Source organism: Halomonas halodenitrificans DSM 735, assembly GCF_000620045.1.
Lineage (GTDB): Bacteria > Pseudomonadota > Gammaproteobacteria > Pseudomonadales > Halomonadaceae > Halomonas > Halomonas halodenitrificans.
The window spans coordinates 1-25,980 of record NZ_JHVH01000020.1; the positions used below are offsets into that span (position 1 = coordinate 1).

Annotated in this window: 21 protein-coding genes and 1 pseudogene; 11 read left to right on the forward strand and 11 right to left on the reverse strand. The window is 66.7% G+C overall.

What is annotated here, in order from left to right:
• Positions 1-292: integrase core domain-containing protein (locus tag Q358_RS0110175; protein WP_027961936.1), on the forward strand; the 292-nt coding region annotated here is incomplete at its 5' end.
• A 37-nt stretch (positions 293-329) separates the two neighbouring features.
• Here the strand turns inward: Q358_RS0110175 and Q358_RS17140 are convergent.
• The 4 genes and pseudogenes from Q358_RS17140 to Q358_RS0110195 all read right to left on the reverse strand — a co-directional run.
• Positions 330-1,505 (reverse strand): annotated as a pseudogene (locus tag Q358_RS17140) (ribonuclease J); the annotation flags it as partial.
• A gap of 157 nt (positions 1,506-1,662) precedes the next feature.
• A complete protein-coding gene (locus Q358_RS0110185) occupies positions 1,663-2,424 on the reverse strand; it encodes an amino acid ABC transporter ATP-binding protein (protein ID WP_027961937.1) in 762 nt (253 codons plus the stop codon).
• Positions 2,421-3,095: an amino acid ABC transporter permease gene (locus Q358_RS0110190; protein ID WP_027961938.1), complete on the reverse strand. Its 675-nt coding sequence runs from the start codon at positions 3,093-3,095 to the stop codon at positions 2,421-2,423. Before Q358_RS0110190 ends, Q358_RS0110185 begins: the two co-directional genes overlap by 4 nt.
• Positions 3,096-3,112: 17 nt before the next feature.
• Positions 3,113-3,868 (reverse strand): amino acid ABC transporter substrate-binding protein, encoded by a 756-nt coding sequence (locus Q358_RS0110195; protein WP_027961939.1) that lies wholly within the window; start codon positions 3,866-3,868, stop codon positions 3,113-3,115.
• Positions 3,869-4,090: 222 nt separating this feature from the next.
• Here Q358_RS0110195 and purU point away from each other — a divergent pair, with 222 nt between their 5' ends.
• From purU to Q358_RS0110220, 5 genes are all read left to right on the forward strand, one after another.
• Positions 4,091-4,945, forward strand: coding sequence for a formyltetrahydrofolate deformylase (gene purU, locus Q358_RS0110200; RefSeq protein ID WP_027961940.1), 855 nt, complete (start codon positions 4,091-4,093; stop codon positions 4,943-4,945).
• A 12-nt stretch (positions 4,946-4,957) separates the two neighbouring features.
• Positions 4,958-5,629 carry an energy-coupling factor ABC transporter permease gene (locus Q358_RS0110205; RefSeq protein WP_027961941.1) on the forward strand — a complete coding sequence of 224 codons (672 nt, stop codon included), beginning with the start codon at positions 4,958-4,960 and terminating at the stop codon, positions 5,627-5,629.
• Positions 5,630-5,634: 5 nt separating this feature from the next.
• On the forward strand, positions 5,635-6,999 hold the full coding sequence (locus Q358_RS0110210; RefSeq protein WP_027961942.1) for an MATE family efflux transporter: 1,365 nt from the start codon (positions 5,635-5,637) through the stop codon (positions 6,997-6,999).
• A gap of 99 nt (positions 7,000-7,098) precedes the next feature.
• Positions 7,099-8,280 (forward strand): acyl-CoA dehydrogenase, encoded by a 1,182-nt coding sequence (locus tag Q358_RS0110215; RefSeq protein WP_027961943.1) that lies wholly within the window; start codon positions 7,099-7,101, stop codon positions 8,278-8,280.
• Positions 8,281-8,531: 251 nt separating this feature from the next.
• Positions 8,532-9,737, forward strand: coding sequence for a CaiB/BaiF CoA transferase family protein (locus Q358_RS0110220; RefSeq protein ID WP_027961944.1), 1,206 nt, complete (start codon positions 8,532-8,534; stop codon positions 9,735-9,737).
• A 107-nt stretch (positions 9,738-9,844) separates the two neighbouring features.
• Here the strand turns inward: Q358_RS0110220 and ppsR are convergent, their stop codons facing one another.
• Positions 9,845-10,678 (reverse strand): posphoenolpyruvate synthetase regulatory kinase/phosphorylase PpsR, encoded by an 834-nt coding sequence (ppsR, locus tag Q358_RS0110230; protein ID WP_027961945.1) that lies wholly within the window; start codon positions 10,676-10,678, stop codon positions 9,845-9,847.
• Between the two features lie 531 nt (positions 10,679-11,209).
• Between ppsR and ppsA the strand changes: the two genes are divergently transcribed.
• Entirely contained in the window at positions 11,210-13,594 is a 2,385-nt protein-coding gene (gene ppsA / locus Q358_RS0110235) for a phosphoenolpyruvate synthase (RefSeq protein ID WP_027961946.1), read from the forward strand.
• 114 nt (positions 13,595-13,708) lie between these two features.
• Positions 13,709-15,553, forward strand: coding sequence for a gamma-glutamyltransferase family protein (locus Q358_RS0110240; RefSeq protein WP_084286513.1), 1,845 nt, complete (start codon positions 13,709-13,711; stop codon positions 15,551-15,553).
• On the opposite strand, the gene Q358_RS0110245 is transcribed toward Q358_RS0110240, so the two are convergent.
• Entirely contained in the window at positions 15,550-17,448 is a 1,899-nt protein-coding gene (locus Q358_RS0110245; RefSeq protein WP_027961948.1) for a glycerophosphodiester phosphodiesterase family protein, read from the reverse strand. The genes Q358_RS0110240 and Q358_RS0110245 overlap by 4 nt on opposite strands.
• Positions 17,449-17,976, reverse strand: a complete 528-nt coding sequence (gene rraA, locus Q358_RS0110250; RefSeq protein ID WP_051530309.1) for a ribonuclease E activity regulator RraA — start codon at positions 17,974-17,976, stop codon at positions 17,449-17,451.
• Positions 17,977-18,135: 159 nt separating this feature from the next.
• Between rraA and Q358_RS0110255 the strand changes: the two genes are divergently transcribed.
• Together Q358_RS0110255 and Q358_RS19045 are read left to right on the forward strand one after the other, a co-directional pair.
• Complete coding sequence (locus Q358_RS0110255; RefSeq protein WP_027961950.1) at positions 18,136-19,107, forward strand: YbgA family protein; 972 nt, start codon at positions 18,136-18,138, stop codon at positions 19,105-19,107.
• Positions 19,108-19,132: 25 nt separating this feature from the next.
• The gene (locus tag Q358_RS19045) at positions 19,133-20,347 is read left to right on the forward strand and encodes a methyltransferase (protein ID WP_027961951.1); all 1,215 of its coding nucleotides are present in this window, start codon (positions 19,133-19,135) and stop codon (positions 20,345-20,347) included.
• A 27-nt stretch (positions 20,348-20,374) separates the two neighbouring features.
• Here Q358_RS19045 and Q358_RS17145 read toward each other — a convergent pair whose 3' ends face one another.
• From Q358_RS17145 to Q358_RS17150, 4 genes are all read right to left on the reverse strand, one after another.
• A complete protein-coding gene (locus tag Q358_RS17145) occupies positions 20,375-21,544 on the reverse strand; it encodes an extracellular solute-binding protein (RefSeq protein ID WP_245598308.1) in 1,170 nt (389 codons plus the stop codon).
• Positions 21,537-23,288: a chloride channel protein gene (locus Q358_RS0110270; protein WP_084286515.1), complete on the reverse strand. Its 1,752-nt coding sequence runs from the start codon at positions 23,286-23,288 to the stop codon at positions 21,537-21,539. The genes Q358_RS17145 and Q358_RS0110270 overlap by 8 nt, the downstream gene beginning before the upstream one ends.
• Positions 23,289-23,380: 92 nt before the next feature.
• Positions 23,381-23,773 carry a glutaredoxin family protein gene (locus tag Q358_RS0110275; protein ID WP_027961953.1) on the reverse strand — a complete coding sequence of 131 codons (393 nt, stop codon included), beginning with the start codon at positions 23,771-23,773 and terminating at the stop codon, positions 23,381-23,383.
• 143 nt (positions 23,774-23,916) lie between these two features.
• On the reverse strand, positions 23,917-24,828 hold the full coding sequence (locus Q358_RS17150) for a ChaN family lipoprotein (RefSeq protein ID WP_043488088.1): 912 nt from the start codon (positions 24,826-24,828) through the stop codon (positions 23,917-23,919).
• Between the two features lie 168 nt (positions 24,829-24,996).
• On the opposite strand from Q358_RS17150, the gene Q358_RS0110285 reads away from it, so the two are divergent.
• Positions 24,997-25,980, forward strand: a complete 984-nt coding sequence (locus Q358_RS0110285; protein WP_027961954.1) for a metal ABC transporter solute-binding protein, Zn/Mn family — start codon at positions 24,997-24,999, stop codon at positions 25,978-25,980.

Here is a 25,980-nt window from a genome sequence, read left to right on the forward strand (position 1 = left end):
TGGGTTCGCCACGGTCGACGACGCCCGTGAGTGGGTGGCCAGCTTCGTGCAGTGGTACAACCACGAGCATCGCCACAGCGGGATCCGCCTGGTGACACCGGCACAGCGACATGCTGGCGAGGATACCGGCGTGCTGGCAAAGCGGCATGCCATCAATCAGGCAGCGCGTGCGGCCAACCCCGCTCGTTGGAGCGGCAAGACCCGCAATTGGACGCCGATTGGCACCGTGTCTCTTAACCCGGAGCGGGAGCTCCAGGTCACCGTCGCTGAACCGGAAAAACAGGTGGCCTGAATGATCTCAGAGGCGACAGATTTCTTGACAACTACCGGAGGGGCGCCTGGATGCCCAGTTCCTCGGCGATGTCGCGGTGGGCCTGCTGATGGCGTGGCTCGCCGTGTACCGGCAGCAGGTAGCGGGGCCGTATCCAGCCATAGAGGGTGCGCAGTTCATCCTGGGCCGGATGCCCCGAGGCGTGCAGTTCGGGGTGATTGAACTCGTCGAGGACCTCGACGCCCTGATGGCGAAGCCCCTTCTTGAGGCGTTCGATCAGCAGCTCATTGCCGGGGATCGCCTTGGCCGAGAAGATCACGCTGTCGCCGGGCCCCAGTTCCAGAGAACGGTGTCGGCCACGCGCCAGTCGCTGGAGGGCGGCGCGTGATTCGCCCTGGCTGCCGGTGGCGATCACCAGCACCTCCTCGGGGGGCAGATAGCCCAGGTCGCTGCTGGGCACCAGGGGGGGAAAGTCGTCCAGGTAGCCGAGGCCGCGGGCGATCGCCACCATGCGCTCCATGGAGCGTCCCATCAGGCTGACTCGGCGTCCGCAGCGCTCGGCGGCGCGGCCGATGGCCAGTATCCGGGCCAGATTGCTGGCGAAGCAGGAGACGATGACGCGGCCCTCGCAGCGGGCGATGGTGTGTGCCAGGGCCCTGGCGACCTCGCCCTCGCTGCGTGAGTCGCCGGGCAGCGGGGCGTTGGTGGAATCGCCGACGACCAGGTCCACCGGGGCCAGGGCGCGAAAGGTCGTCGGGGAGATCGGCGCGCCGAGCAGCGGGTCCGGGTCAAGCTTCCAGTCGCCGGTATGCAGTACGCGATGCTCCCCGACGGCGATCAGCAGCGAGCAGCTCTCGGGGATGGAATGGGTCACCGGCAGGAAGCGCAGGGTGAAGGGGCCCGTCTCCATGGCCTCGCCGGGTTCGATCACCCGAATGGCGTCGGTGACGAGGCCCCGCTCGTTGAACTTGGCGCGCAGCAGGCCGGCCGCCAGGGGGGTGGCGTGGATGGGGCAGCCCCATTTCGGCCACAGCCAGGCAGCGGCACCGATATGATCCTCGTGACCATGGGTGATGACCAGCGCCCGGGGCACGATGTCCAGCGCGTCCAGGGTGCTCGGGTTGGGCACCTGCAGCGGCGAATCGGGGAGGTCCTGGCGGATCATCATGCCGCAGTCCACTGCGATCCAGACAGCCTCCGGGCCCTCACCGTGGCCGTAGAGGCTGAGGTTCATGCCGATCTCGCCACAGCCGCCCAGCGGCAAGAAGCGCAGGGGAGGGCGTCGTCGGGGGCGGATCTGGACTCGGGGCTTGAGCATCGCGGAGGAGGCTTCCTGATATATGACGCTTTCACTATACGGGAAGGCCACCGGGGGCCACAACGCGCCGACGCTAGTTCACGCCCTCCGGCGACGCCTGGGTGGCGAGTACCTTGCGCAGGAAGTTCCGGGTGCGCGGATCCCGGGGAGTTCCGAAGAGCTGGTCGGGGGGACCCTGTTCCACGATGCGTCCCCCTTCCATGAAGATCACCCGATCCGCCACGTCCCTGGCGAAGCTCATCTCATGGGTGACGACCAGCATGGTCTGGCGTTCCCTGGCCAGCTGCTTCATCAGCTCCAGGACCTCCTCGACCCACTCGGGGTCCAGCGATGAGGTGGGCTCGTCGAAGAGAATGACCTCGGCCTGGGCCGCCATGGCGCGGCCGATCCCGACGCGCTGCTGCTGTCCCCCGGACAGGGAGGCGGGGTAGGCGTCGGCCTTGTCGGCCAGCCCGATGCGCTCCAGGATCTCCCGGGCGCGTGCATGGGCCTTCTCCTTGGGCCAGCGGTTGACCACGATCAGCCCCTCGGCGATGTTCTCCAGTGCGGTCTTGTTGGCAAAGAGTGCGTAGTTCTGGAACACGAAGGCGGTTCGCCGCCGTGCTGTCAGGATATCGCGCCGACTGGCCCGGGTGACATCGACGTCGAGATCGCCGATGGTCAGGCGGCCGGCGTCCGGGCGCTCGAGGAAGTTCAGGCAGCGCAGCAGCGTCGACTTGCCGGTGCCGGAGGGGCCGATGACCACGATGATCTCGCCCTGCTCGATGGCCAGGTCGATGCCGTCGAGCACCGCGGCCCCGCCGAAGCGCTTGATGAGTCCTGCTACCTTGATCATCGGCGATAGGCCTCGTTAAGTCGGGTTTCCAGGCGCCGCTGGAACCAGGCCAGCAGCTCGACGATGACCCAGTAGAAGATGGCCACGGTGATAAAGGCCTCGAAGTAGAGGAAGCTGCCGGCGGCCTCCTTCTGGGTGGCGCCCATCAGCTCGGTAACGCCCAGGGTGAAGGCAAGGGACGTGGCCTTGATCATGTCGATGAAGTAGTTCATGAGCGTGGGGACGGCGACCCGCGTCGCCTGGGGGAGCACGATGCGCCGCATCAGCTGGCCGTTGGTCATGCCGATGGACAGCGCCGCCTCCGTCTGACTGCGGTCGACACCGACGATGGCGGCACGGATGGACTCCGCCATGTAGGCCGAGAAGTGCAGGGTCAGGCCCATGATGGTGGCGGTGATGCCATTGATCTGGGTCAGGAAGGCCAGCAACTGCGGCAGGCCGTAGTAGAACAGGAACAGCTGTACCAGCAGCGGCGTGCCGCGAAAGAAGGAGATGAACAGCAGGGTGGCGGCATTCAGGCCCGGGATCCGCAGGACGCGGATCACGGCGAGGCCACAGGCGAGCGCCAGGGCCAGCACCATCCCTGCCGCGGCCATCTCCAGGGTCAACGGCAGGTAGCGCATCAGGATGGGGGCGAGCCCCAGCATGTAGTCGAGGTCGAGTAGTGACATGAGAGCCGCTCGGCACCTTAGAGGCGGGTGACGTCGGTGCCGAACCACTCTTCCGAAAACGTCTGCAATGTGCCTGATTCGCGCAGAGTGTCCAGGGCGGTATCGACCCGGTCACGCAGGGCACGGCCTTCCTTGGTATCCCGGAAGGGCAGGGCGTTGCGGATCTCGGAGAACGGCGTTCCGGCCAGCGCCAGGGGCATCGGCTTGTCCTTGATGACCTGGCTGGCACTTATCCTGTCCATGACGAAGGCGTCGACGCGGCCCAGGGCGGTATCCTGTTCGATATTGCTTTCATAGGTGCGAATATCGATCTCGTCGGCATAGGGGAGTTCGCGCAGCAGCTCCTCATAGTTGGAGCCGAGGTTGACGGCCACGGTCTTGCCCTTCAGGTCCTCGACGGACTGGACCGCCTCGTTGCCCTCCTTGATCACGACCTGGGCACCGTCGTAGACGTAGGGCTCGGTGAAGGCGTACTTGGCGCTACGCTCCTCGGTAATGGTGATCTGATTGGCAATGGTGTCGATCCGTCCGGATTCGAGCATGCCGAACAGCCCGGAGAAGCTGGCCGTGACGAACTCGACCTCGACCCCCATCTCCTCGGCGATGGCCTCCAGGACATCCACCTCGAAGCCCTGGAGCTCGTCCTGCTCGACGAAGGTGAAGGGGAAGTAGCTGCCGGACATGCCGACCTTGATGACATCAGCGTCTGCCTGGGCCTGGCCGGCGGCGAGAATGCCTGCGGCCAGGGCGGCGAGGGTAATATGCTTGAGCATGACGTGCTCCCGTGTAATGGCTTGAAGGGTGGTGGGCCATGAGGGCGACGGTGTTTAAGGGTGACCAAAATAAAGAATAAGGGTGTTAAATTCAAATAGCGTTTGGTTATTAAATGCTTTGCCACCGGCTATCGCCCTTCTTCAGCCCAATCGCGGAGGCGTGCCGGAATCCGCTGTTTTCGCTACACTGTCGCGCCCGCAATACCCAGCCTGGAGCCTCTGATGTCACATTACTACCGCCTGGTGGTTTCCTGTCCCGACCGCGTGGGGATCGTGTCCCGTGTCTCCGGCTTTATCGCCGGGCACGGCGGCTCGATCACCGAGGCCAGCCAGCACTCCGATCTGGAGACGGGACGCTTCTTCATGCGCTACGAGATCCTGGCCGGCTCCATTGGCATGCCGCCCGAGACGCTGCGTGAGGCCTTTGCGCCCATTGCCGAGGAGTTCGACATGACCTGGGCACTGACCGATACCCGTCAACGGCCACGGGTGGTGCTGATGGTATCGAAGGAGTCCCACTGCCTGGTAGACCTGCTCTACCGGTGGAGCACCGGTGAATTCGATTGCGAGATCGCGGCGGTTGTCTCCAATCACGAGACCATGCGTGGCCTGGTGGTGTGGCATGGAATACCCTATCACCATGTGCCGATACCGCCGGACGAGAAGCAGGCCGCCTTCGCGGCGGTGGAGCAGCGGGTCGAGGAGCTGCGAGCCGACTGCATCGTGCTGGCGCGCTACATGCAGATCCTGCCCCCGGCGTTGTGCGAGCGCTATGCCGGCCGCGTGATCAATATCCACCATAGCTTCTTGCCCAGCTTCGCCGGGGCCAGGCCCTATCATCAGGCCTATGAGCGTGGGGTCAAGTTGATCGGTGCCACCTGCCATTATGTTACCGCCGAGCTCGATGCCGGGCCGATCATCGAACAGGACATTCATCGGGTCAGCCACTGCCATACGCCCGATGACCTGGTGCGTTTCGGCCGCGACGTGGAGAAGGCGGTGCTGGCTCGGGGCCTGCGCTGGCATCTCGAGGATCGCGTACTGATCCACGGTAACAAGACCGTGGTCTTCGCCTGAGGGGAGAGAATCATGTCCTTCGCCGAGCCGGTACTGGCTCACTGGCTGCTGGTAGTGACCAGCCTGGTGGCCTTCGTCGTCCTGGGGCTGGCGCTGGCCCAGCGCCCCTGGCGGTTGCTGCTGGCCGATACCGGGCTGCAGCACCGCTGGCTGGCCGCCACCGTGGCGGTACTGCTGATGTGGCAGCTGCGCGCCCAGGCGGTGGACTGGCTGACCCTGCACCTGATGTTTACCGCGCTGCTGGTGCTGGTGTTCAAGGCGCCCCTGGCGCTGCTTTCCCTGCTGCTGGTCAACCTGGCGATGGTGGTGACCGGCCGGGTGGACTGGACCCTGCTGGGGATCAATCTGCTGGTGACCGGTGTCATGCCGGCACTGACCATGGTGATCATCTGGCGACTGGTGGATCGTTTCCTGCCCGATAACCTGATGGTGTTTCTGTTTGTCTGCGGCTTCTTCGGCGCCGCGCTCTCCTCGCTTGCCGCGGGGCTTGCCGCGGTGGGGCTGATGCGGCTCGGGGCCAATGATGCCTACGCCCTCTATCAGGCGCTGGAGTATGCGCGTTTCCTGCCGCTGCTGATGCCTTCCGAGGCGTTTATCACCGGTATGCTGTTGAGCATCCTGCTGGTCTATCACCCGGGCTGGGTGGCGACCTTCAATGACCACCGCTATATCGACACCAAGTAGGTTCCATGAGCACTTTCTCCACCGCCTCGCCGCGGCGCCCGGTCCGCCGCGAGCTGCTGGACGGCCCCATCGCCGCCACCCTGCTGCGCAAGACCCTGCCGGTGATCGGCGGCATGATCGCCATGATGAGCTTCAACCTGGTGGATACCTGGTTCATCTCCCGGCTGGGCACCGAGCCGCTGGCGGCGGTGTCATTCACCTTCCCGGTGGTGTTTACCGTGATCAGCCTGGCCATTGGCCTGGGTATCGGCACCTCGGCGGTCGTGGCGCGACAGCTGGGGCGCGGCGAGTTCGACACCGTGCGTCGCCGAGCCACCGATGCTGCCTTGCTGGCGCTGGGGGTCGGCCTGATCATGACCCTGCTCGGCCTGACGACCCTCGAACCGCTGTTTCGGCTGCTGGGCGCCGATGACATCCTGATGCCGCATATCCGTGACTACATGGGGGTCTGGTACTTCGGTGCCGCCGTGGTGATCATCCCGCGAGTGCTCAACAGCCTGCTGCGCGCCCATGGCAATACGGCGACCCAGGGGCTGATGATGGCGTTGGCCGCCGTGTCCAATGTATTGCTGGACTGGCTGCTGATCTTCGGCGCGGGGCCGCTACCGGCCATGGGCGTCTCCGGTGCGGCCCTGGCCACGGTACTCAGCTGGGGATTGATGGCGGTGGCCCTGGTCTTCCAGCGTGAACTGCGTGGCTTGTTCGACCTGGCCGGCCTGACGCGACACGGGCTCCTCGAATCCTGGCGCGAGCTGGGGCGTATCGCCGGTCCCGCGGCGCTGACCAGCGTCTTCACCCCGCTGGCCATGGGATTGCTGACGCGCATTGTTGCCGGTCACGGTCACGATGCCGTGGCCGGCTTCGGCGTCGGCACCCGCCTCGAGGCTTTCGCCCAGATCGCCGTGCTGGGGCTCTCCATGACCCTCTCGCCGCTGATCAGTCAGAACGCCGGGGCCGGTCAGTATGCGCGAGTGCGCCGCGCCATCTTCGGCTGCTTCGCCTTCGTGCTGGCCTGGCAGCTGCTGGTCTGGGGGCTGCTGCAGGCGCTGGCCCCCTGGCTGGTGGACGCCTACGCCGAGCGCGAGGCGGTCGGCGAGGTACTGCGACACTTCCTGTGGCTGGTGCCCCTGGGGCTCGGGGCCCAGGGCGTGGTGATCCTGTCGATTTCCTCGTGCAATGCCCTGCATCGTCCGGCCCGGGCCATGCGTCTCTCGGTGGTGCGGCTCTTCGTGCTCAGCGTGCCCCTGGCCTGGCTGGGAGGGCGCCTGGCCGACACCACCGGGGTCTTCGTCGGCATGCTCACGGCCAATCTGCTGACGGCTCTGGTCGCCTGGTGGCAGATTCGCGTGGTGCTCGCGCGTTATCGCTAGCCGATTTTTAGCGATGGGGACTTGGCAGGGCAGGGTTTCTGTTCTACATTTAGTTAAAATGTAGATATTAAAGCATCACCACGCCACCGAGGATTCCGCATGAGCCAGATCACCCCCATCACCTGGGACGACCCCCTTCGCCTCGTCGACCAACTCTCCGAAGAAGAGCGCATGGTCCAGCAGACCGCTCGTGACTATTGTCAGGAGAAGCTCTTTCCCAGGGTGCTGGAGGCCAATCGTCACGAGATCTTCCACCGCGAGATCATGAGCGAGATGGGGGCACTGGGCCTGCTCGGGGCGACCATCGATGGCTATGGCTGTGCCGGCCTCAACTACGTCAGCTACGGCCTGATCGCCCGGGAAGTGGAGCGGGTCGACTCCGGTTATCGCAGTGCCATGAGTGTGCAGTCGAGCCTGGTGATGTATCCCATTCATGCCTTCGGCAGCGAGGAGCAGCGCGAGAAGTATCTGCCCAGGCTCGCCACCGGTGAGTGGGTGGGCTGCTTCGGCCTGACCGAGCCGGATCACGGCTCGGACCCGGGTGGCATGTCGACGCGAGCCGTTCGCACCGACAATGGTTGGCGCCTCAACGGCACCAAGACCTGGATCACCAACTCGCCCATCGCCGATGTCTTCGTGGTGTGGGCCCGGGATGAAGAAGGCGTGATCAACGGCTTTATCCTCGAGAAGGACATGCCGGGTCTCAGTGCGCCCAAGATCGAGGGCAAGTTCAGCCTGCGTGCCTCCATCACCGGCCAGATCGCCATGCAGGACGTGGAGGTCTCCGACGCGCAGCGCCTGCCCAACGTCAAGGGGCTCAAGGGGCCGTTCTCCTGCCTCAATCGCGCCCGCTACGGTATCGCCTGGGGCGCCATGGGGGCCGCCGAGGCATGCTGGCATGCCGGCCGAGAGTACACCCTGGAGCGCAAGCAGTTCGGCCGCCCCCTGGCCGCCAACCAGCTGATCCAGAAGAAGCTGGCCGACATGCAGACCGATATCGCCCTGGGCCTGCAGGCGGCGCTGCGGGTGGGACGCATGATCGACGACGACCAGCTCGTGCCCGAGGCGATCTCGCTGATCAAGCGCAACAACTGCGGCAAGGCGCTGGACATCGCCCGGGTAGCCCGGGACATGCACGGGGGCAACGGCATCAGCGACGAGTACCACGTGATTCGCCATGTGATGAACCTCGAGGCGGTGAACACCTACGAGGGCACCCACGACGTCCACGCCCTGATCCTGGGGCGCGCCCAGACCGGCCTGCAGGCCTTTACCGGTTAAGCCGGTAGGTCACATGACATGCGTCTGACGAGGGCGCCGGGAACCAGCTGAAGGAGAGGTCCTACGCCAGGGGTGAGGAGCACTGCTCCGAACGGGCGGGCCAAGGATGGCCCGCACCGGCCCTGCAAGCGGCGCAGGATGCGAGAGCGCCGCAGGGCGTCGGTAGCGTACAGGGACGTATTCACAGCGCCTCCCCGCAAGCTGGTTGCCGGATCAGCCCGAGTGAGCCGAGAGTGAGCAAGGAGCTCGAAATGAGTGGACCGCTTGAGGGCATCACGGTGCTCGATATGTCGCGGGTGCTGGCGGGCCCCTGGGCGGGCCAGCTGCTCGCCGACCTGGGTGCCCGGGTCATCAAGGTCGAACACCCCCAGCGCGGCGATGATACGCGTGGCTGGGGCCCTCCCTGGCTGGCCGAGGAGAGCGAGCGCGACAGGGTCGCCGCCTATTATCTCTGTGCCAATCGAGGCAAGCACTCCCTGGCCGTGGATATCGCCTCCGAACAGGGCCAGGCACTGGTGCACAAGCTGGCCGAGGGCGCCGATATCCTGCTCGAGAACTTCAAGGTCGGCGGCCTGGCCAAGTACGGCCTCGACTACGCCAGCCTGAAGGCGCTCAATCCGCGGCTGATCGGCTGCTCGATCACCGGCTTCGGCCAGGATGGTCCCTACGCCCATCGTGCCGGTTATGACTTCATGATCCAGGCCATGGGCGGGCTGATGAGCCTCACCGGTGACGCCGATGCCCAGCCGATGAAGACCGGGGTGGCGATCACCGATGTGATGACGGGGCTCTACGCCACCGTCGGCGTCCTCGCCGCGCTCCAGGAGCGAAACCGCACCGGCGTGGGGCGTCACGTGGACGTGGCGCTGCTCGATGTCCAGGTGGCGACGCTGGCCAACCAGGCGCTCAACGTGCTGGTCAGCGGCAACGATCCGGATCGTCATGGCAACGCCCATCCCAATATCGTGCCCTATCAGGCCTTCGCCTGTGCCGACGGTCACCTGGTACTGACCGTGGGCAACGACGCCCAGTTCTCCCGCCTGGCCGCCCTGCTGGGACGGCCGGAGTGGGCCCGGGATCCTGCCTATGCCACCAACGCCGCCCGGGTCGGCAACCGTGAGGTGCTGGTTCCCATGATCCAGGCGATCCTGGTGACTCGACCGCGGGACGAATGGCTGGACGAACTGGAGGCCCGCGGCATTCCCGGTGGCCCCATCAATACCCTCAGCGAGGTGTTCGACGACCCCCAGGTGCGGCATCGCGAGATGTATCGCACCCTGCACCGCGATGCGCTGGAGGTGCCTCAGGTGGCCAACCCGCTGCGCTTCGATGGCGCTTCGGCGACCAGCGAGCTGGCGCCGCCACGCCTGGGTCAGGACAGCGATGCCCTGCTCGCCGAGATGGGCCTTGGCGCCGATGATATTGCCAGGCTGAGAAGGGCAGGGGTGGTAAACTAGGATTCGGCAGCCAAGCGGCCAGGAAAAATCTCCAGCAGAGTCGTCTGCTGGAGGTTTCCGTTTAGTATCTTGCTCGGCGCTCGGCGCTCGGCGCTCGGCGCTCGGTCTCAGCGGGGTGAAAACCGCCGCGTCAGCCCCATTTCGGCGATCATCCGGGTGGAGATTTCCTCCACCGAGAAGCGGGTGGTGTCGATAAAGGGGATATGCAGCTGGCGGTAGAGCCCCTCGGCCTGGCCCACTTCCTGAAGACACTGGTCCATGGAGCTGTAGCGGCTGTTGGGGCGGCGCTCGTGGCGGATCGCCGCGAGTCGTCTGGCATCGATGGTCAGGCCGAACAGCTTGTGATGGTGGGGTGCCAGCACCTTGGGTATCTTGAGGCTGCCGTCCTCGTCGAGGTCGTCCTCGGTCAGCGGATAGTTGGCCGCCCGGATGCCGAATTGCAGCGCCAGATAGAGCGAGGTGGGGGTCTTGCCACAGCGTGATACGCCGATCAGGATCACGTCGGCCTTGTCGTACTGGTGAGTGCGCGCACCATCGTCATTGTCCAGGGCAAAGTGCACCGACTGGATACGGTCCATATAGGCCTCATCCTTGCCGATGGAGTGGGTGCGGCCCACGGTGTAGCTGGAGTGGGTCTTGAGTTCCTGTTCCAGAGGCGCGAGGAAGGTCGAGAAGATATCGATATTGAAGCCTTCCGAGTCGCTGATGATCTGGCGGATTTCGCTATCGACGATGGTGTCGATGATGATCGGCACTTCGCCGTCGCGCACCGCCACGCCGTTGATGATCTCCACCAGGCCGTGGGCCTTCTCGAGGGTGTCGATATAGGGTTTGGTCATCATGCGTATCTCGACGTTCTCGAACTGTGCCAGCAGGCTGCGGCCCAGGCTCTCGGCGGTGATGCCGGTGCCGTCGGAGATAAAGAAGGCGGTGCGGGTCATGGTGGGATCGCTTGGTCGACAAAAGCCCCATTGTCGGCCTCCATGCCTCCCGCGACAAGCCGCCCCCCAGTGCTATCGCAGATAGCTCGGTAGCTCGGTAGCTCGGTAGCTCGGTAGCTCGGGGCTGATCTGGCGACAAGCCTTCGAGGAGGCGCTGTGAATACGTCCTTGTACGCTACCGACGCCCTGCTTCGCTCTCGCGTCCTGCTCCGCTTGCAGGACCGGTGCTGGCCATCCATGGCCAGCCCGTTCGAAGCCGTGCTTCTCACCCCTGGTGTAGGACCTCCTCTACGGCTTATCCCCAGCGCACCCTGGGTTCCGGTAATTGTCATAGCCCTGACGGCAGCCCGGCGCCACTCATGCTCGTGCAGCGGACTACAGGATGAGGCGGAAAGTGGGCGCTGTTGTAAAAATCCTCCAGTGACTTCGCTATTAGACCAATGGCGAATATGGCCATCGCTTGGTAGAGTCGCCAGCATTCCGTCGTGTCCGTCGGCATGACGCATCTTCGTCGCAAGCCAAGGGGGTCCCGTGGACGATTACATTCTGTGGTTCGATGAGTTGGGCATGGATGATGTCGAGCGTGTGGGGGGCAAGAACGCCTCTCTCGGCGAGATGATCTCCAACCTGGCCGGTGCCGGTGTTACCGTGCCCGGCGGCTTTGCCACCACTGCCCACGCCTACCGCGAATTTCTCTCCCACGAGGGCCTCAACGAGCGCATCAATCAGGCACTGGCGACCCTGGACGTGGACGACGTCGCCGAGCTGTCGCGTGTCGGTGCCCAGATTCGCCAGTGGGTGATCGACACCCCGCTGCCGCCGGTCTTCGAGGAGCACCTGCGCAGCGCCTACGATACGTTGCTCGCCCGGCACCCCAACCTCAAGGCGGCGGTGCGTTCCTCGGCCACCGCCGAGGATCTGCCCGACGCCTCCTTCGCCGGCCAGCAGGAGACCTTCCTCAACATCGAGGGCTTCGACAACATCAAGCGTGCCGTCCACGAGGTGTTTGCCTCGCTGTTCAACGACCGCGCCATCTCCTATCGCGTGCACCGCGGCTACGCCCACGAGAACGTGGCGCTCTCCGCCGGCGTTCAGAAAATGGTGCGTTCCGAGACCGGGGCCGCCGGGGTGATGTTCACTCTCGACACCGAGTCGGGCTACCGCGATGCGGTTTTCGTCACCGCCTCCTGGGGCCTCGGCGAGACCGTGGTACAGGGGTCGGTGAACCCCGACGAATTCTACGTTCACAAGCCGACACTCGCCGCCGGCCGGCCCGCCGTGCTGCGCCGCAACCTGGGCTCCAAGCTCATCAAGATGGTCTATGGTCAGGAGGCCAGCGCCGGCAAGTCGGTGGAAACCGTGGACGTGCCGCTCAAGGAGCGGGGGCGCTTCTGCGTCGATGATGAGCAGGTGATGGCGCTGGCCCGCCAGGCGGTCACCATCGAGGAGCACTATCAGCGGCCCATGGATATCGAGTGGGCCCTGGATGGCGACGACGGCGAGCTCTATATCGTTCAAGCACGCCCCGAGACCGTGGTCTCCCAGCAGCAGGGCGGCCAGCTCGAGCGTTTCCAGCTCAAGGAGAAGGGACGCAACCTGGTCACCGGCCGTGCCATCGGCCAACGCATCGGTAGCGGTACGGTCAAGGTGGTCTTCTCGCCGGATGACATGGAGAAGGTCAACACCGGCGACGTGCTGGTCACCGACATGACCGATCCCGATTGGGAGCCGATCATGAAGCGTGCCTCGGCCATCGTGACCAATCGTGGCGGCCGGACCTGCCATGCGGCGATCATCGCCCGGGAACTGGGCATCCCGGCGGTGGTGGGCTGCGGTGATGCCACCGAAGTACTCGCCGATGGCCGTGACGTCACCGTCTCCTGTGCCGAGGGCGACGCCGGTCATGTCTACGAAGGGTTGCTGGAGTTCGATCGCCAGGTCACCAGTGTCGATGCCATGCCCGAGATCCCCTTCAAGATCATGATGAACGTCGGCAACCCCGACCGTGCCTTCGGTTTCGCGAGTCTGCCCAATGCCGGTGTGGGCCTGGCGCGCCTGGAGTTCATCATCAACCGCATGATCGGCGTGCACCCCAAGGCACTGCTCGACTACGACACCCTGCCCGAGGATCTGCAGCAGACCATCGACCTGCGCACCGCCGGCTACAACAGCCCGGTGGAGTTCTACGTCGACAAGCTGGTGGAGGGCATCTCCACCCTGGCCGCGGCCTTCTATCCCGAGCGGGTTATCGTGCGCCTGTCGGACTTCAAGTCCAACGAGTACGAGAACCTGATCGGCGGCAAGCTCTACGAGCCGGGTGAAGAGAACCCGATGCTGGGCTTCCGCGGGGCATCACGCTACGTCTCCGATACCTTCCGCGAGTGCTTCGAGCTGGAGTGCCGTGCCCTCAAGCGGGTTCGCGAGGAGATGGGCCTGGATAACGTCGAGATCATGGTGCCCTTCGTGCGCACCACCGAGGAGGCCAGCGAGGTGATCGACCTGCTGGCCGCCAACGGCCTCAAGCGCGGTGGCTCCGAAGATCCCCAGGGCCTCAAGGTCATCATGATGTGCGAGCTGCCGGCCAACGCCCTGCTCGCCGAGGAGTTCCTGGCGTATTTCGACGGCTTCTCCATCGGCTCCAACGACCTGACCCAGCTTACCCTGGGGCTGGATCGTGACTCCGGTATCGTGGCGCATCTGTTCGAGGAGCGAAATCCGGCGGTGAAGAAGCTGCTGGCCATGGCCATCCAGGCCTGCAAGGCCCAGGGCAAGTATATCGGTATCTGTGGCCAGGGCCCTTCGGACCATCCCGATCTGGCCAAGTGGTTGATGGAACAGGGGATCGACTCGGTATCGCTCAACCCCGATGCCGTGCTCGAGACCTGGTTCATGCTGGCCGGGGAAACGCTGGGCTAGCCCGCGCCGGTTGACGGACAGGCAAGACGCCCGGCCGACTCCCCTCGGCCGGGCGTCTTTCGTCTATGCTGTCAGACTCTCTTACGTCAATCATCGCGACAAGGAGCTCGTCCCATGCGCGTTCGACCCACCGCTCTTCCCTGGCGTCAGCGGCTGCTGACGCTGACCGCCGCCTTGAGCCTCGGCCTGCCGCTTACCGCCCTGAGCGAGACGGCGTTTGAATACCAGCGTCCGGATATCTCGCCTGAAACCAGCTCCGGCAATGAAGAGAAGCCCGGTTGGTCCACCCAGGAGTTCGCCGTGGCCGCGGCTAACCCCCTGGCTACCGATGCCGGCTACCAGATCCTCAAGGCGGGAGGTTCGGCCATCGATGCGGCCATCGCAGTACAGATGGTGCTGACCCTGGTCGAGCCCCAGTCCAGCGGCATCGGCGGCGGTTCCTTTCTGGTGTACTACGATGGGGAGGAGGTCAGGGCCTATGACGGTCGCGAGACCGCTCCCGCCTCGGTGGATGAAACCCTCTTCCTGGACGGGGACGACGAGCCCCTGGCGTTCATGAAGGCGGTGGCCAGTGGCCGCTCCGTCGGCGTGCCCGGCACCCTGCGCATGCTGGAGATGGCCCACGGGGCCCACGGCAAGCTGCCCTGGGCCAAGCTCTTCGAGCCGGCCATTACCCTGGCCGATGAAGGCTTTCCCGTGAGTCCGCGGCTGCACCAGAGCATCGCCGCCACCGATGCCCTGCGGGATGACGAGCATGCGGCAGAGTACTACTACACAGAAGAGGGCGAGCCGCTGCCGCAAGGGCATCGACTCACGAACCCGGCGCTCGCCGTGACCCTCGAGAAGATCGCCGCCGAGAAAAGCCCGGCGCTGCATACCGGCAAGGTGGCCGAGGATATCGTGGCTCGGGTCCGCCACCATCCCGATATCACCGGTACCTTGAGCCTCGAGGACATGGCGACCTATCGAGCGCTGGAACGCGACCCGCTCTGTACCGACTGGCGCGCCTATCGAGTCTGCGGCTTTCCGCCACCTTCCTCGGGTCACCTGACCGTGATGCAGATTCTCGGCACCCTGGAGAAGTTGCCCGCTCTCGAGGTCGCGCTGGACGACGGGCTTCCCGACGTCGACTGGCTGCACCGTTTCCTCGAGGCATCGCGGCTGGCCTTCGCCGATCGTGGGCGCTATATCGCCGATCCGGACTTCGTCGAGGCGCCCGGAGGCGACTGGTCGCTGATGCTGGCGCCTGAGTACCTGGAAGAGCGTGCCGAGCTGATCGAGGCGGAGCAGAGCATGGGCAGCGGTGGCGCCAGCCCGGGCAATCCCGGTACCTTGTCCACCGCCTGGGCCGTGCAGCCAACGCAGCCGGAATACGGTACCAGCCATATCAGCATCGTCGACGCCCAGGGCAATGCCCTGGCCATGACCAGCTCCATCGAGCAGGCCTTCGGCGCGCGAATCCTCTCCGATGGCGGTACCGACCTGCGGGGCGGCTTCATGCTCAACAACGAGCTGACAGACTTCTCCTTTAGCCCCACGAACGACGCCGGCACACCCATCGCCAACCGGGTGGAGCCGGGCAAGCGCCCGCGCTCGAGCATGAGCCCGACGCTGGTCTTCGAACGCGAGGGTGACCAGCGAGGCGAGCTGGTGGCGAGCCTCGGCTCCCCGGGGGGCGCGGCGATCATCCACTACACCGCCCGCTCGTTGGTGGCCATGCTCGACTGGGGGCTGAATGCCCAGCAGGCGCTGGATCTGCCCCACGCCATCACCCTGGGCGGGTCGGTCTACCTGGAAGCGGGTCGCTTCCCGTCGGCCATCCAGCAGGCGCTTCGCGAGCGGGGTCATGACGTGGAGGAAAGAGAGCTGACCAGTGGCCTGCAGGCGATCCAGCGGACCGATGAAGGCTTCTTCGGCGGCGCCGACCCCCGCCGCGAAGGGGTGGTGATGGGGGATTAATGGCGTAACCAGTTATGCAGCTTGATCAGCAGAAGGGCACCATCGCCGAGCTCCCGGCGTTCGGCGACCAGCCTGGCGAGCCGGGCCGGGTGGTCGGTGATAATGGCGTCAACGCCCAGGTCGATCAGCTGTGACATCCGGGCGCGGCTGTTGGTCGTCCAGGCATGGAGCTCGTAGCCATAGTCTGCCGCCAGCCTGACCTCGCGCTCGTCGATGCGATTATGGCGCAGCCCCAGGGCGTCCAGGTGTCGGCGCTCCAGGGAGCCGGGCAGGATCAGCTGGGCCAGCAGGGTCACGCGCAGCTCGGGGTGGCCCGATTGAATCACGCGGGCCAGCCTGGGCGAGGTGGTCGCCAGGCGGGTCTCGGCGGCGACATCGGGGTTGCCGCAGGCCCGCACCGCCGTGGGCGCCCGGGTCGTGTCCGCCACCGCTTCCGCCAGGCAGCGCAGGCGTTCGGCCCGCTCGGCATCGAGGGCGGCGACCACCGCCTCCACCAGCGCCGCCTCACGGCCGAGGTCGGTCTTCAGGTCGATCATCAGGCCGCTGCGGCCCCGCACCGCGGCCAGGGCCTCATCCAGGCCGGGAATCGATTCCCCCACATAGGCGTCGCCGAACCAGCTGCCGACATCGACGTTGGCCAGCGCCTCGCGGTCGAGCTTGCCCAGCCGCCGAGGATCGCCGGCCAGGCGCTGCAGGCTGCTGTCGTGATAGATCACCACCTGATTGTCCCGCGTCAGGCGTACGTCGAGCTCGACCATGTCCGCGCCATCCTCCAGGGCGTGATGGATCGCCGGCAGGGTGTTCTCGGGGGCATCCAGGGAGCTGCCGCGGTGGGCGATGATTGTCACCTCGTCGTGCAACGTGAAGCTGTTGACGATCAGCCACGCCTGCCACAGCGCAAACAGCACCACACCCAGTTCTACCCCCCAGGCCAGGCGCCCCGGGTGGGCATCGCGGGGGGGCGGGATCGGCCGTGGCTCGCGATGGGTCAGGCGCCGGTAGAGACTCGCCGAGAGCAGGGCGTTGGCGGCGATTCCGGCGAAGGTGATGGCCAGGGTCAGCAGTACATAGGCGGTCAGGTAGGCCAGGGTGGCCGGCACCAGCACGGCGTTGCGCTCGGGCAGCCACCACAGCAGCGGGCTGAACAGCCGGTCGAAGATCAGGGTCGTCAGGACCGGCAGGAGGAAGATCAGCGCCAGCAGGGCGAGGGTGGTCACGGCGATAAAGCGCCGGCGGCCGCGGGTCAGCTCGCCGCTACGCGTCAGGGCCCGACGCGGCGACAGCGCCTCCAGCGCCACCAGGGGCAGCGCCAGTATCCAGCGCACGTAAAGCGTGGCGGCGAGCCAGGCCCAGCCCGCCACCAGCGGCAGGGCCAGGGCGAGGAACTGCCACAGCGCCGCGGGGCGAACGCGTTGCACATAGTAGGGGTCGAGATCCCCCAGCAGGACGCCATACAGCCAGACCAGGCCGATGGCGACCGGCAGCACCAGCAGCAGGTGAGTGCCCACCTGGATCACGACCAGGCCGGCCAGCGCCGGGAGGCGATGCACGGACCACCATAATGCCTCGAGGGCGAGGCGCAGGTGACGGTCCCGCGGGCGAGCTGCCACCAGGATCATGCCCGCCTGCTGCAGGTAGAGCACCAGGAAGGCGAGTCCAATGGCGGCCAGCAGCCACAGCGCCCCGCCAGGGGTCAGCAGCAGGTCGAGCAGCTCGGCGCCGCTGATGACCGTGCGCCCGAAGCGGCCCACGAACCCGGCCAGGCTCCAGGCCACCGCCGGCAGCAGCAGGCTGGAGGCCAGCAGGGTGAAGAAGAGGTGGTAGGCCACCAGGGGGCGAAGATGCTCCCGCAGGTTATACAGGACATCACGGCTCAGGTTCGCGAACGCCAGCATTTATTCGAGGGGCAGGCGCCGGTCGGCGACCAGGATGCCGTTGTTGTCGGCGTAGAGCCACTCTCCGGAGGTGAGCGTCGTGCCGGCGAGGGTCACCGGGACATCGCGGCGCCCCTCGCCATGCTTCTCGCTCTTGCGGGGGTGGACCCCGATGGCCTGAACGCCCAGTTCGATCTCGGCCAGCACGTCGACATCGCGCACGCAGCCGTACATGACCACGCCGCTCCAGCCGTTGGCGGCGGCCTGTTCGGCGAGCATATCGCCGAGCATGGCGCAGCGCTGTGATCCGCCGGCGTCCACCACCAGTATCGCGCCGTCACCGGGTTCGGCCACGGCCTGCTTGACCAGGGAGTTGTCCTCGAAGCACTTGACGGTACGGATCGGGCCGCAGAAGGCCTCGCGGCCACCGACATTGATGAACAGCGGATCGAGGACGCGTACCTCGGGGTGGGCGTCGCAGATATCCGGGGTGACGATCTGGGCCACGGCAGGACTCCTTGCTTGATGAGTGAGTCCTGATGATGCCATACCGACCGCCGGAATATCACCGATCGAAAGAATGGCCCTGGGGGCCATGGGGCGTCAGGCGCATGGGGATAGCGGCTATGAGACAATGGGAGTCACGAGGCCAGGCTGATGCCAGGCTGGTGTAGGGTGGTAGGCGGCGAGTGATCGAGGAGCACGACCATGAGCGACGCGGTGCAGGATGAGCGGCGGATACCGGTGGGCATCAGTGCCTGCCTGACGGGCGAGGAGGTGCGCTATAACGGCGGCCACAAGCGTTCGCGTTATTGCCTGGAGGTGCTGGGCGAGCGCTTCGCCTTCGAGCCGTTCTGCCCCGAGCTGGAGGCGGGGCTAGGGGTGCCTCGCGAGCCCATCCGCCTGGTCGGCGTCGAGGGGGAGGCGCCCCGGGTGGTGGGCACCCGTAACCCTGAGATGGATGTCACCGAACGGCTCTCCACGGTGAGTCGCGAGTTCATCGCTCGCCACCGTCATCTGCGCGGCTTTATCCTGATGAAGGGCTCGCCCAGCTGCGGCCTGGAGCGGGTCAAGGTCTATCGCCCCGATAATGGCATGCCTAGCCACTCGGATGCCGGGGCCTTCGTGCGCGAGCTGCGCCGCCACTTCCCCGAGCTGCCGCTGGAGGAGGAGGCGCGCATGAACGACGCCGTGCTGCGCGAGAACTTCATCACCCGGGTCTATGCCTACGACGACTGGCTGCGCCGCGTGGCGGCCGAGCCCAGCTACCATGAGCTGCTGCAGTTCCATAGCCGCCAGAAGTACCTGCTGATGGCCCATGACGTGGAGGCCTATCGGGCACTGGGACGCTATCTGGCCGAATCCAGCAAGCGCCCCCTCGAGGCGTCCATGGCCCACTATCTGGAACGCTTCATGGCGGCCCTGTCGACCCCCGCGACGCGCAAGACCCACGCCAATGCCCTGATGCACGTCTTCGGCTATCTCAAGACGGCGCTGGACGGGGAGACCAAGCAGGACCTGCTGGCGGCCATCGATGACTATCGCCGGGGGCATGTGCACCTGGCGGTGCCCATTCGCCTGCTCAATCACTATCTCAAGCGCTACGGCTCCGACTATATTCGTGCCCAGACCTATCTCGACCCGCACCCCTACGAACTGGGCTTGCGCAATACCCTCTGACCCGCGGCCTGTCTCGGGAGAGCCTGTGTCCCACCCATGGAATCCGGCCCGGCGCTTCGAGCGCCTGACCGAGCTGCTCGCCGAATGGCGACCGCTCTGGCAGCCCCTGCCGTTTCAGCATCCTCGGCTGCCCTGGCCGGCCGAGTGGTCCGCCATGGCCGAGGCGCTGCTGGCGCTCTCCGATGCTGAAGCGGTGCGTCTGCAGGAGGCCCCCTTCAGCGATTCACCCCTGGCCGACTGCCTGCCGGTGGCGGAGCTCGAGGCGCTGGCCGAGCTGCCGCGGCTCGCGTCGGAGGGGGAGGCCCTGCCGGAGCGCTGGGCGGCCCAGATGGGCGGGCGCAAGTGGCGCCAGATCCAGGCCTTTTTGCCCAGGGTGCGCCTGGGCGAGCAGGAGACGCCCCTGGAATGGTGTGCCGGCAAGGGGCACCTGGCCCGCACCCTGGCGCGCCGGCACGGGGTCGGCGTCACGGCGCTGGAGTGGGATGGCGGCCTGTGCGAGAGCGGTGCCGGCCTGGCCGAGTCCCAGGGGGCGGCGGTGGTGCTGGCCCGACAGGACGTCATGGCGCCCGGCGTCGAGCGCTGGCTGGCACCGACCACCCATGCCTGCGCCCTGCACGCCTGCGGGGACCTGCATCGCCGCCTGCTCGAGCAGGCGGTCGCGGCGGGCTCGGCGGTGACCCTGGCGCCGTGCTGCTATCAGCGTACCGCCGATACCCGGTACCGGCCGCTCTCGCGGCTCGGCGCCCGGGCCATGGCACGCCATCACCTGGCCTTGACCCGGGAAGACCTGGCCATGGCGGTGCAGGAGACGGTCACCGCACCGCGGCATCACCGGCGCCACCGCTGGCGGGCGGGTGCCTGGCGGCTCGGCTTCGATCGGCTGCAGCGAGAGGTACGGGGCCGCGATGACTATCTGCCGGTGCCGAGCCTGGCCTATGGCCGCATGCCCGATACCTTCGAGGACTTCTGCCGCTGGGCTGCCGCCCGCAAGGGCATCGAGCTGCCCGATGGCATCGACTGGGCCGGCCATGAGGCCTGGGGGTGGCGCCGCCAGGCGGAGGTAACGCGCCTGGAGCTGGTGCGCCACCTGTTCCGCCGCCCCCTGGAGGTCTGGCTGGCGCTGGATCGCCTGGTATTTCTCCAGGAGGCCGGCTACGTCGCCGAACTCGGCACCTTCTGCGAGCGCGAGCTTACCCCACGCAACCTGCTGATTCGGGCGCGGCGCGGTGGTCCGCGTTAAGGCGGTGGTCGACTCGGCCTCGGAGGGTTACGGGAACCTTTGGGGTTGGGTGTCGGGCTCGGATTCACCCGGCGCGGCCGTGCTGGGCCCGGGAGCGGTTGGAGTATCGTCGCCTCTGGCCTCTCGAGCTTCCAGCCAGGCCGCGAAGTAGTCGTTCATGCGAGTCAGGGTGCGGGCGTACCAGTCCTCGTCCTTGATGATGGCGCGCTTGTCGTTGAGTGGGTGCGTGGGGATATGCAGGCGCATGTCCACGCCGCTTTCCGGATGGCGGCCCACCTGCACGGCCGCCGATGCACGGGCCGGCCCGTAGGGAATGCGCCCGGCCAGGGCGGCGAGGCGCTCGGTGGAGGTGGCGAAGCGGATGAAGTCGCGGGCGGCCTGGGGATGGCGGGCATGACGCGGAATCACCCAGGTCTCGTGCTCCTGAATCTGGCCATCCCAGAGAATCTCGATGGGTACGCCGCGCTGGACCATCGCCTCGAAGAAGCGTCCGTTGTAGCCCGAGGCCATGACCACCTGGCCAGTGGTGAGCAGCTCCACGGGTGCCTCGCCCTCTTCCCACCAGTGGATGGTGTCCAGCTTGTCCAGCCGCTGGAAGGCGAGTCGCAGGCCCCGTGGGGTGCTGAGCAGCCGGTAGAGTTCCTCCCGGGGGACGCCGCTGGCGAGCAGTGCCCACTCGAGGTTGACCGCCGGCGTGCGCTGCAGGGCCCGGGGACCCGGAAAGCGCTGCTGGTCGAAGAGGTCGGCGATGCGGGCGGGACGCCGCCCCGGGAAGGCGTCGGCGCGATAGGCCACCACCGTGGCAAACAGCGTATGGGTGAGGGCGCAGGTGCCCATGGCTCCGGAGATGAAGTCCCGGTCGGCGGGAGTGCTGTCCGGGGCCGGGGCGGCAAGGCTCGGCGGCAGGGGCTGTAGCAGGCCCTCGTCACAGGCGGCCATGGCCTCGCTGCGGGTCATGTCGATCACATCCCAGGGCACCTCGTTGGCGGCGACGGCACGGCGCAGCGCGTCCAGGCCCCCTGCGTAGCGGGCCACCTCGATCTCGATCCCGCTCTGCACGGTGAACGGGGTGAACAGGGCCTCGCGCTGGGCGCGCTCGTAGGCCCCGCCCCAGCTGAGCACCCGCAGGGGCTCGGCCAGGGCCGGGGAGCCCCAGGCGATCATCGTCAGCAGTAGAGCCACGGCCAGCCTACCCATGATCATGCTCCTCCCGGCGCAGGGCCTCGCTCTGGTGGAGATAGGCGTGGGCGATCGTGACCTCATAGACCACGCCATGGAAGAGGCCCGTGTCGTCCACCACCGCCAGGGCCTCGCCGGTGACCTCCTCGAGCAGGGCCATCGCCGCCCACAGGGTGCTGTCGGGGCGGAGCGTCGGCCGCCTTTCGTCCAGGCATTGTCGAACCCGTCGGGGCTTGCCGGTCTCCTGCCGCGTCGCCTCCAGGCCGGCCAGTGTCACGCAGCCATGAAAGTGCCCTCTGGCATCCACCAGGTAGGCCTCGGCATGGTGCTGCCGGGCGATATCGACAATGGCCTCGTCCAGCGACGCCTCGAGAGAGAGGGTGACGCACTCCTTGGTCAGGTAGTCGGTTACCCGGGTGTCCATCAGCAGGGCCTGGCCACGCCCGGAGGAGAGATCCAGGCCACGCTCGAGCAGCTGGATATCGAATAGCGAGCGCCCGAACAGCTGAGCGGCGATGGGGCTGGCCAGGGTCACGCTTGCCAGGGCCGCGGTGGTCAGGGCGTAGTTGCCGGTAAGCTCGAAGACGATCAGCAGGCTGGTCAGCGGGGCGCCGATGACCGGGGCGGTGACGGCGACCATGCCACATACCGCATAGAAGACGAAGGTATCCTGGGAGGCGCCGGTCAGGCTGGCCACCAGGGTGCCGCAGAGCGCGCCGAACAGCATGCCGACCACCAGGGCGGGGCTGAACACGCCGCCGCTGAAACCCATGCCCAGACAGAGGGCGGTGGCCGCCACCTTCAGGCCCAGCACCAGCAGCAGCTCGCCGCTGCCGAAGGCCCCGGCGATGGTGGCGAAGCGCAGGGTCTCCTGGCCCATGCCGAGGATATCGGGTACCCAGAGTGCCGCCACGCCCAGCAGGGCGCCGGCCAGGGCCGGTTGTAGCGCGGGGCGCAGTGGCAGGCGCTGGGCGACACGGCTCAGGCCGAGAATGGCATGCATATAGCCACCGGCCAGCAGGGCGCCCAGGCCGCCGATGGCGACGAACAGGGCAAACTCCCAGGCCTGGGGGATCACGGTCTCGGCGACATGAAAGAGGGCGCCCTGGGCCAGTGCCTGGGTGGCGATCACATGGCCGACCAGGGCCGCGGCGGCGATGGGGGCGAAGGCACGCAGTGCATAGTGGCGCAGCACCACCTCATGGGCGAAGACAATGCCCGCCAGGGGGGCATTGAAGGCGGTGGCAATCGCCGCGGCCACACCACAGGCGATGGTGATATTGTCGTCGGACCGGCTCAGGTGCAACAGCCGTGCGCCGAAAGAGCCCAGGCTGGCCCCCAGGTGCACCAGCGGGCCGTACTGGCCGACCGAGGCTCCGGCACCCAGGGAGAGCATGGCGGTAAGGGCGGAGACTGCCCCGGCCTTGACCGGCAGTCGGCCGCGACGAGTCTGGACGGCGGCGATGGCATCGGTCGGCGTGTGGGGGCGCCGTTCGGGCAGGGTCTGGTGCAGATGGCCGACGATCAACCCGCCCAGGGCAGGCACGGCCACGGTGGTCAGCGTCAGCCACTCCGGCCAGGCAAACATCATGCGGCTGCGCGGCGAGATCAACAGTATCTCGTTGAGCCACAGTACGCCGCGCACGAAACCGGCGGCAAACAGCGCCGCCACGCCACCCACCGTGGCGCCCAGTACCACCAGTCCCAGAAAGCGCAGCACCGGCACAAGGCCGCGCGGTGTGGGTGGGCCATGGATCTCCATATCCAAGGTGTAGGCGCCAGGGCCATGGAGGTCCAGCCGGGGGCGTGATCGGGACGCGCCTTAGTGGCGTGGCGGACCCGCCGGAGGGAGGATCAGGCGGTGGCGAAGCGCCGCTGCAGCCAGGCGTTGATATCATCGGACTCGTAGAGCCACTCGACCCCGCCGTCGTCCTGGGCGATACGCAGGCAGGGAACCTTGACGCGTCCGCCACCCTCGGCGAGCTCCCGGCGATGATCCGGGTTCAGCTGAGCGTCGCGGACCTCGATGGGCAGCCCCAGACGGGCGATCTCCTTGCGCACCTTGACGCAGAAGGGGCAGGTGCGGAACTGGTAGAGAGCGAGGCCTTCACAGGCGCGATCGATCTCGGCCTGGGCCTCCGGGGAGCGCTCCACGGACTTGGGCGTCGAGAGTTTTTCGGAAATCAGCACGATCGGGGCCAGTACCTGGCGCAGGCCGCGGAAGAAGAGGCGAATCAGGGGGCGCATGGCGTCTCGGTATCCTCTTGGGTGGTCAAGTCGGGTGATCAAGGGGCCGCCATGATGCCACGCCCCCTGGCGAGCGACCACCCGAGCTATCGCACAGTCCCTTCTCGCTGGGGGCAGTCCCTTCTCGCTCTTCTCTCTACCAGTCAGTGGTCAGGGGGGCGGCCGGTAAGCGCTGCCGCCGGTTCATGGGGCGCTTCGTCACCCAGGCCGAACAGGGCATCGGCGACCGCCTCGGGCGGCGGGCACTCCTGCGGCGGCGACCAGGCCAGCAACGTGCGCTGGGCCTCGATGCCGAGGTCGTGGAGCTGGTGGGGCACGCCGTGGCCGTGACGGATGTGGCCCTCGCCCATCAACCCGACCACCAGCGAGGCGTGTTCCGTGGCCTGGGCCAGGGCCTCGGCCATGGCGCGGTCCCATACCAGCTGGGCGTCGATAAAATCCTCGAGGCCGTTCGGATTGTCGGGGTCCTCGGGGTGTCGGGCATGGACCTCGGTGAGCGCGTCGACATACCCGGAAGACGGCGGTGCCGGCGGCGTCAAGTGGTGGCGTTGCGCCGGGGGGACCGCTTCCCAACCCTGTTGGCTGAGGCGTCGGCGCAGCGCCGGCGCGACGTTCAGCGCCAGTAGCGGCAGGCGATGCATGCGGGCAAAGTGCAGAATCGGCAGATAAAGCGCCGGGTCATAGCCCCAGGCCTCGCGCCAGCCGCTGTCCTCCAGAAATGTTGCCACATCGAGCTCGCCGGCCACCCAGGCATCCAGCGCCGGCTGGGCGCTGCGGGGCAGCATCTCCAGGCCGATGGCCAGGTCCGGCTGGTGGGCATGCAGTGCCGCCAGGGTGTGCAGCTGCCAGCGATGGTGAGCCAGGCGCTTGTGTTGCTCGCCGAGCAGGACGACCCGCCGGGTGGCCAGCTCGCGCATCAAGGCGTCGGCGGGCACGGCATCGCCGTCGCGCTGCCACTCGCCGGGCGGCGGGCATTCGTTGGCCAGGCCCGGGGCGGGTAAGCCCGCCAGGGTCAAGGCGAGAAGGGGGGCGGCAAGCAGAGGGCGGCGCAGCATGGCGTCTCCTGAGGGGGAAGAACTCGCGCGATCGACATCCAGAGAAAGCGACGAACTTGTCTGATATGGTAGCCAATGCGGTCGACTACAAATCGTAGTAATTCGCGTTATTATATAAGCTAACATTGTTGTTCGTATGCCGTCTTGACCATGATTCAGGAGCCTTCCGTGCCGAGATTCTGCCATCGATTCGCCTCCCTGCTGGGGCTTTCGCTGATGTTGACCGGCGTGCCGGCCTTCGCCGACGCACGCCTCAATCTGGTGGCGACCACCGGCATGGTCGCCGATATTGTAAGCCAGATCGGTGGCGAACGGGTTGAGGTCCAGGGGCTGATGGGGCCGGGCGTCGACCCGCATCTCTATCGCCAGACCCGCAGTGATGTGGTCGCCATGAGCCGCGCCGATGCCGTGTTCTGGAACGGTTTGAACCTCGAGGTGCAGCTTGCCGAGCTGCTGGGGCGGCTGGGCAAGCGTAGCCCCGTCTTTGCCGTGGGCGAGGCGGTGCCTCGAGAGGTGCTGCTCGCCGACGAGGATTACGCCGACCAGCCCGACCCCCATATCTGGATGGATCCCGGCCGCTGGCGCCATGCGGTAGTGGCGGCGCGCGACGCCCTTGTCGAGCTGGACCCCAAGGGCAGCGATGCCTTCGAGGCTCATGCCGAGGCCTACCTGGAAGAACTCGATGATCTGGACGCCTATGCTCGCAAGGTCCTGGCCAGCATTCCCGACACCTCCCGCGCGCTGGTCACCGCCCACGACGCCTTCGGTTATTTTGGCGAGGCCTATGCGCTTGAGGTAATGGGCATTCAAGGGTTTTCCACCGAGAGCGAGGCGGGGCTCTCGCGCATCGAGACCCTGGTCGATCTGCTGGTCGAGCGCGAGATCGGCGCCATCTTCGTGGAGACCTCGGTATCGGAGCGCAGCATTCGCGCGCTGATCGAGGGTAGCGCCGCCGTGGGCCACGAGGTGCGCATCGGCGGCGAGCTCTTCTCCGATGCCATGGGACCGGAAGGCAGCTATGAAGGGAGTTGGCTGGGGATGCTCGACCACAACATCACCACTATCGCCCGGGCCCTGGGCGGCGACGCGCCGGAGGCCGGCTGGCAGGGTCGCCTGGGCATGGATGCGTCCCATACCGACGAGGAGGAATGA

What these genes read in the sequence shown, in the direction of transcription:
- Q358_RS0110185 (WP_027961937.1), bottom strand. Translation starts at nt 2,424, where the DNA reads ATGATCAAGGTAGCAGGACTCATCAAGCGCTTCGGCGGGGCCGCGGTG.
- Q358_RS0110190 (WP_027961938.1), bottom strand. Translation starts at nt 3,095, where the DNA reads ATGTCACTACTCGACCTCGACTACATGCTGGGGCTCGCCCCCATCCTG.
- Q358_RS0110195 (WP_027961939.1), bottom strand. Translation starts at nt 3,868, where the DNA reads ATGCTCAAGCATATTACCCTCGCCGCCCTGGCCGCAGGCATTCTCGCC.
- purU (WP_027961940.1), top strand. Translation starts at nt 4,091, where the DNA reads ATGTCACATTACTACCGCCTGGTGGTTTCCTGTCCCGACCGCGTGGGG.
- Q358_RS0110205 (WP_027961941.1), top strand. Translation starts at nt 4,958, where the DNA reads ATGTCCTTCGCCGAGCCGGTACTGGCTCACTGGCTGCTGGTAGTGACC.
- Q358_RS0110210 (WP_027961942.1), top strand. Translation starts at nt 5,635, where the DNA reads ATGAGCACTTTCTCCACCGCCTCGCCGCGGCGCCCGGTCCGCCGCGAG.
- Q358_RS0110215 (WP_027961943.1), top strand. Translation starts at nt 7,099, where the DNA reads ATGAGCCAGATCACCCCCATCACCTGGGACGACCCCCTTCGCCTCGTC.
- Q358_RS0110220 (WP_027961944.1), top strand. Translation starts at nt 8,532, where the DNA reads ATGAGTGGACCGCTTGAGGGCATCACGGTGCTCGATATGTCGCGGGTG.
- ppsR (WP_027961945.1), bottom strand. Translation starts at nt 10,678, where the DNA reads ATGACCCGCACCGCCTTCTTTATCTCCGACGGCACCGGCATCACCGCC.
- Q358_RS0110240 (WP_084286513.1), top strand. Translation starts at nt 13,709, where the DNA reads ATGCGCGTTCGACCCACCGCTCTTCCCTGGCGTCAGCGGCTGCTGACG.
- Q358_RS0110245 (WP_027961948.1), bottom strand. Translation starts at nt 17,448, where the DNA reads ATGCTGGCGTTCGCGAACCTGAGCCGTGATGTCCTGTATAACCTGCGG.
- rraA (WP_051530309.1), bottom strand. Translation starts at nt 17,976, where the DNA reads ATGGCATCATCAGGACTCACTCATCAAGCAAGGAGTCCTGCCGTGGCC.
- Q358_RS0110255 (WP_027961950.1), top strand. Translation starts at nt 18,136, where the DNA reads ATGAGCGACGCGGTGCAGGATGAGCGGCGGATACCGGTGGGCATCAGT.
- Q358_RS17145 (WP_245598308.1), bottom strand. Translation starts at nt 21,544, where the DNA reads ATGGGTAGGCTGGCCGTGGCTCTACTGCTGACGATGATCGCCTGGGGC.
- Q358_RS0110270 (WP_084286515.1), bottom strand. Translation starts at nt 23,288, where the DNA reads ATGGAGATCCATGGCCCACCCACACCGCGCGGCCTTGTGCCGGTGCTG.
- Q358_RS0110275 (WP_027961953.1), bottom strand. Translation starts at nt 23,773, where the DNA reads ATGCGCCCCCTGATTCGCCTCTTCTTCCGCGGCCTGCGCCAGGTACTG.
- Q358_RS17150 (WP_043488088.1), bottom strand. Translation starts at nt 24,828, where the DNA reads ATGCTGCGCCGCCCTCTGCTTGCCGCCCCCCTTCTCGCCTTGACCCTG.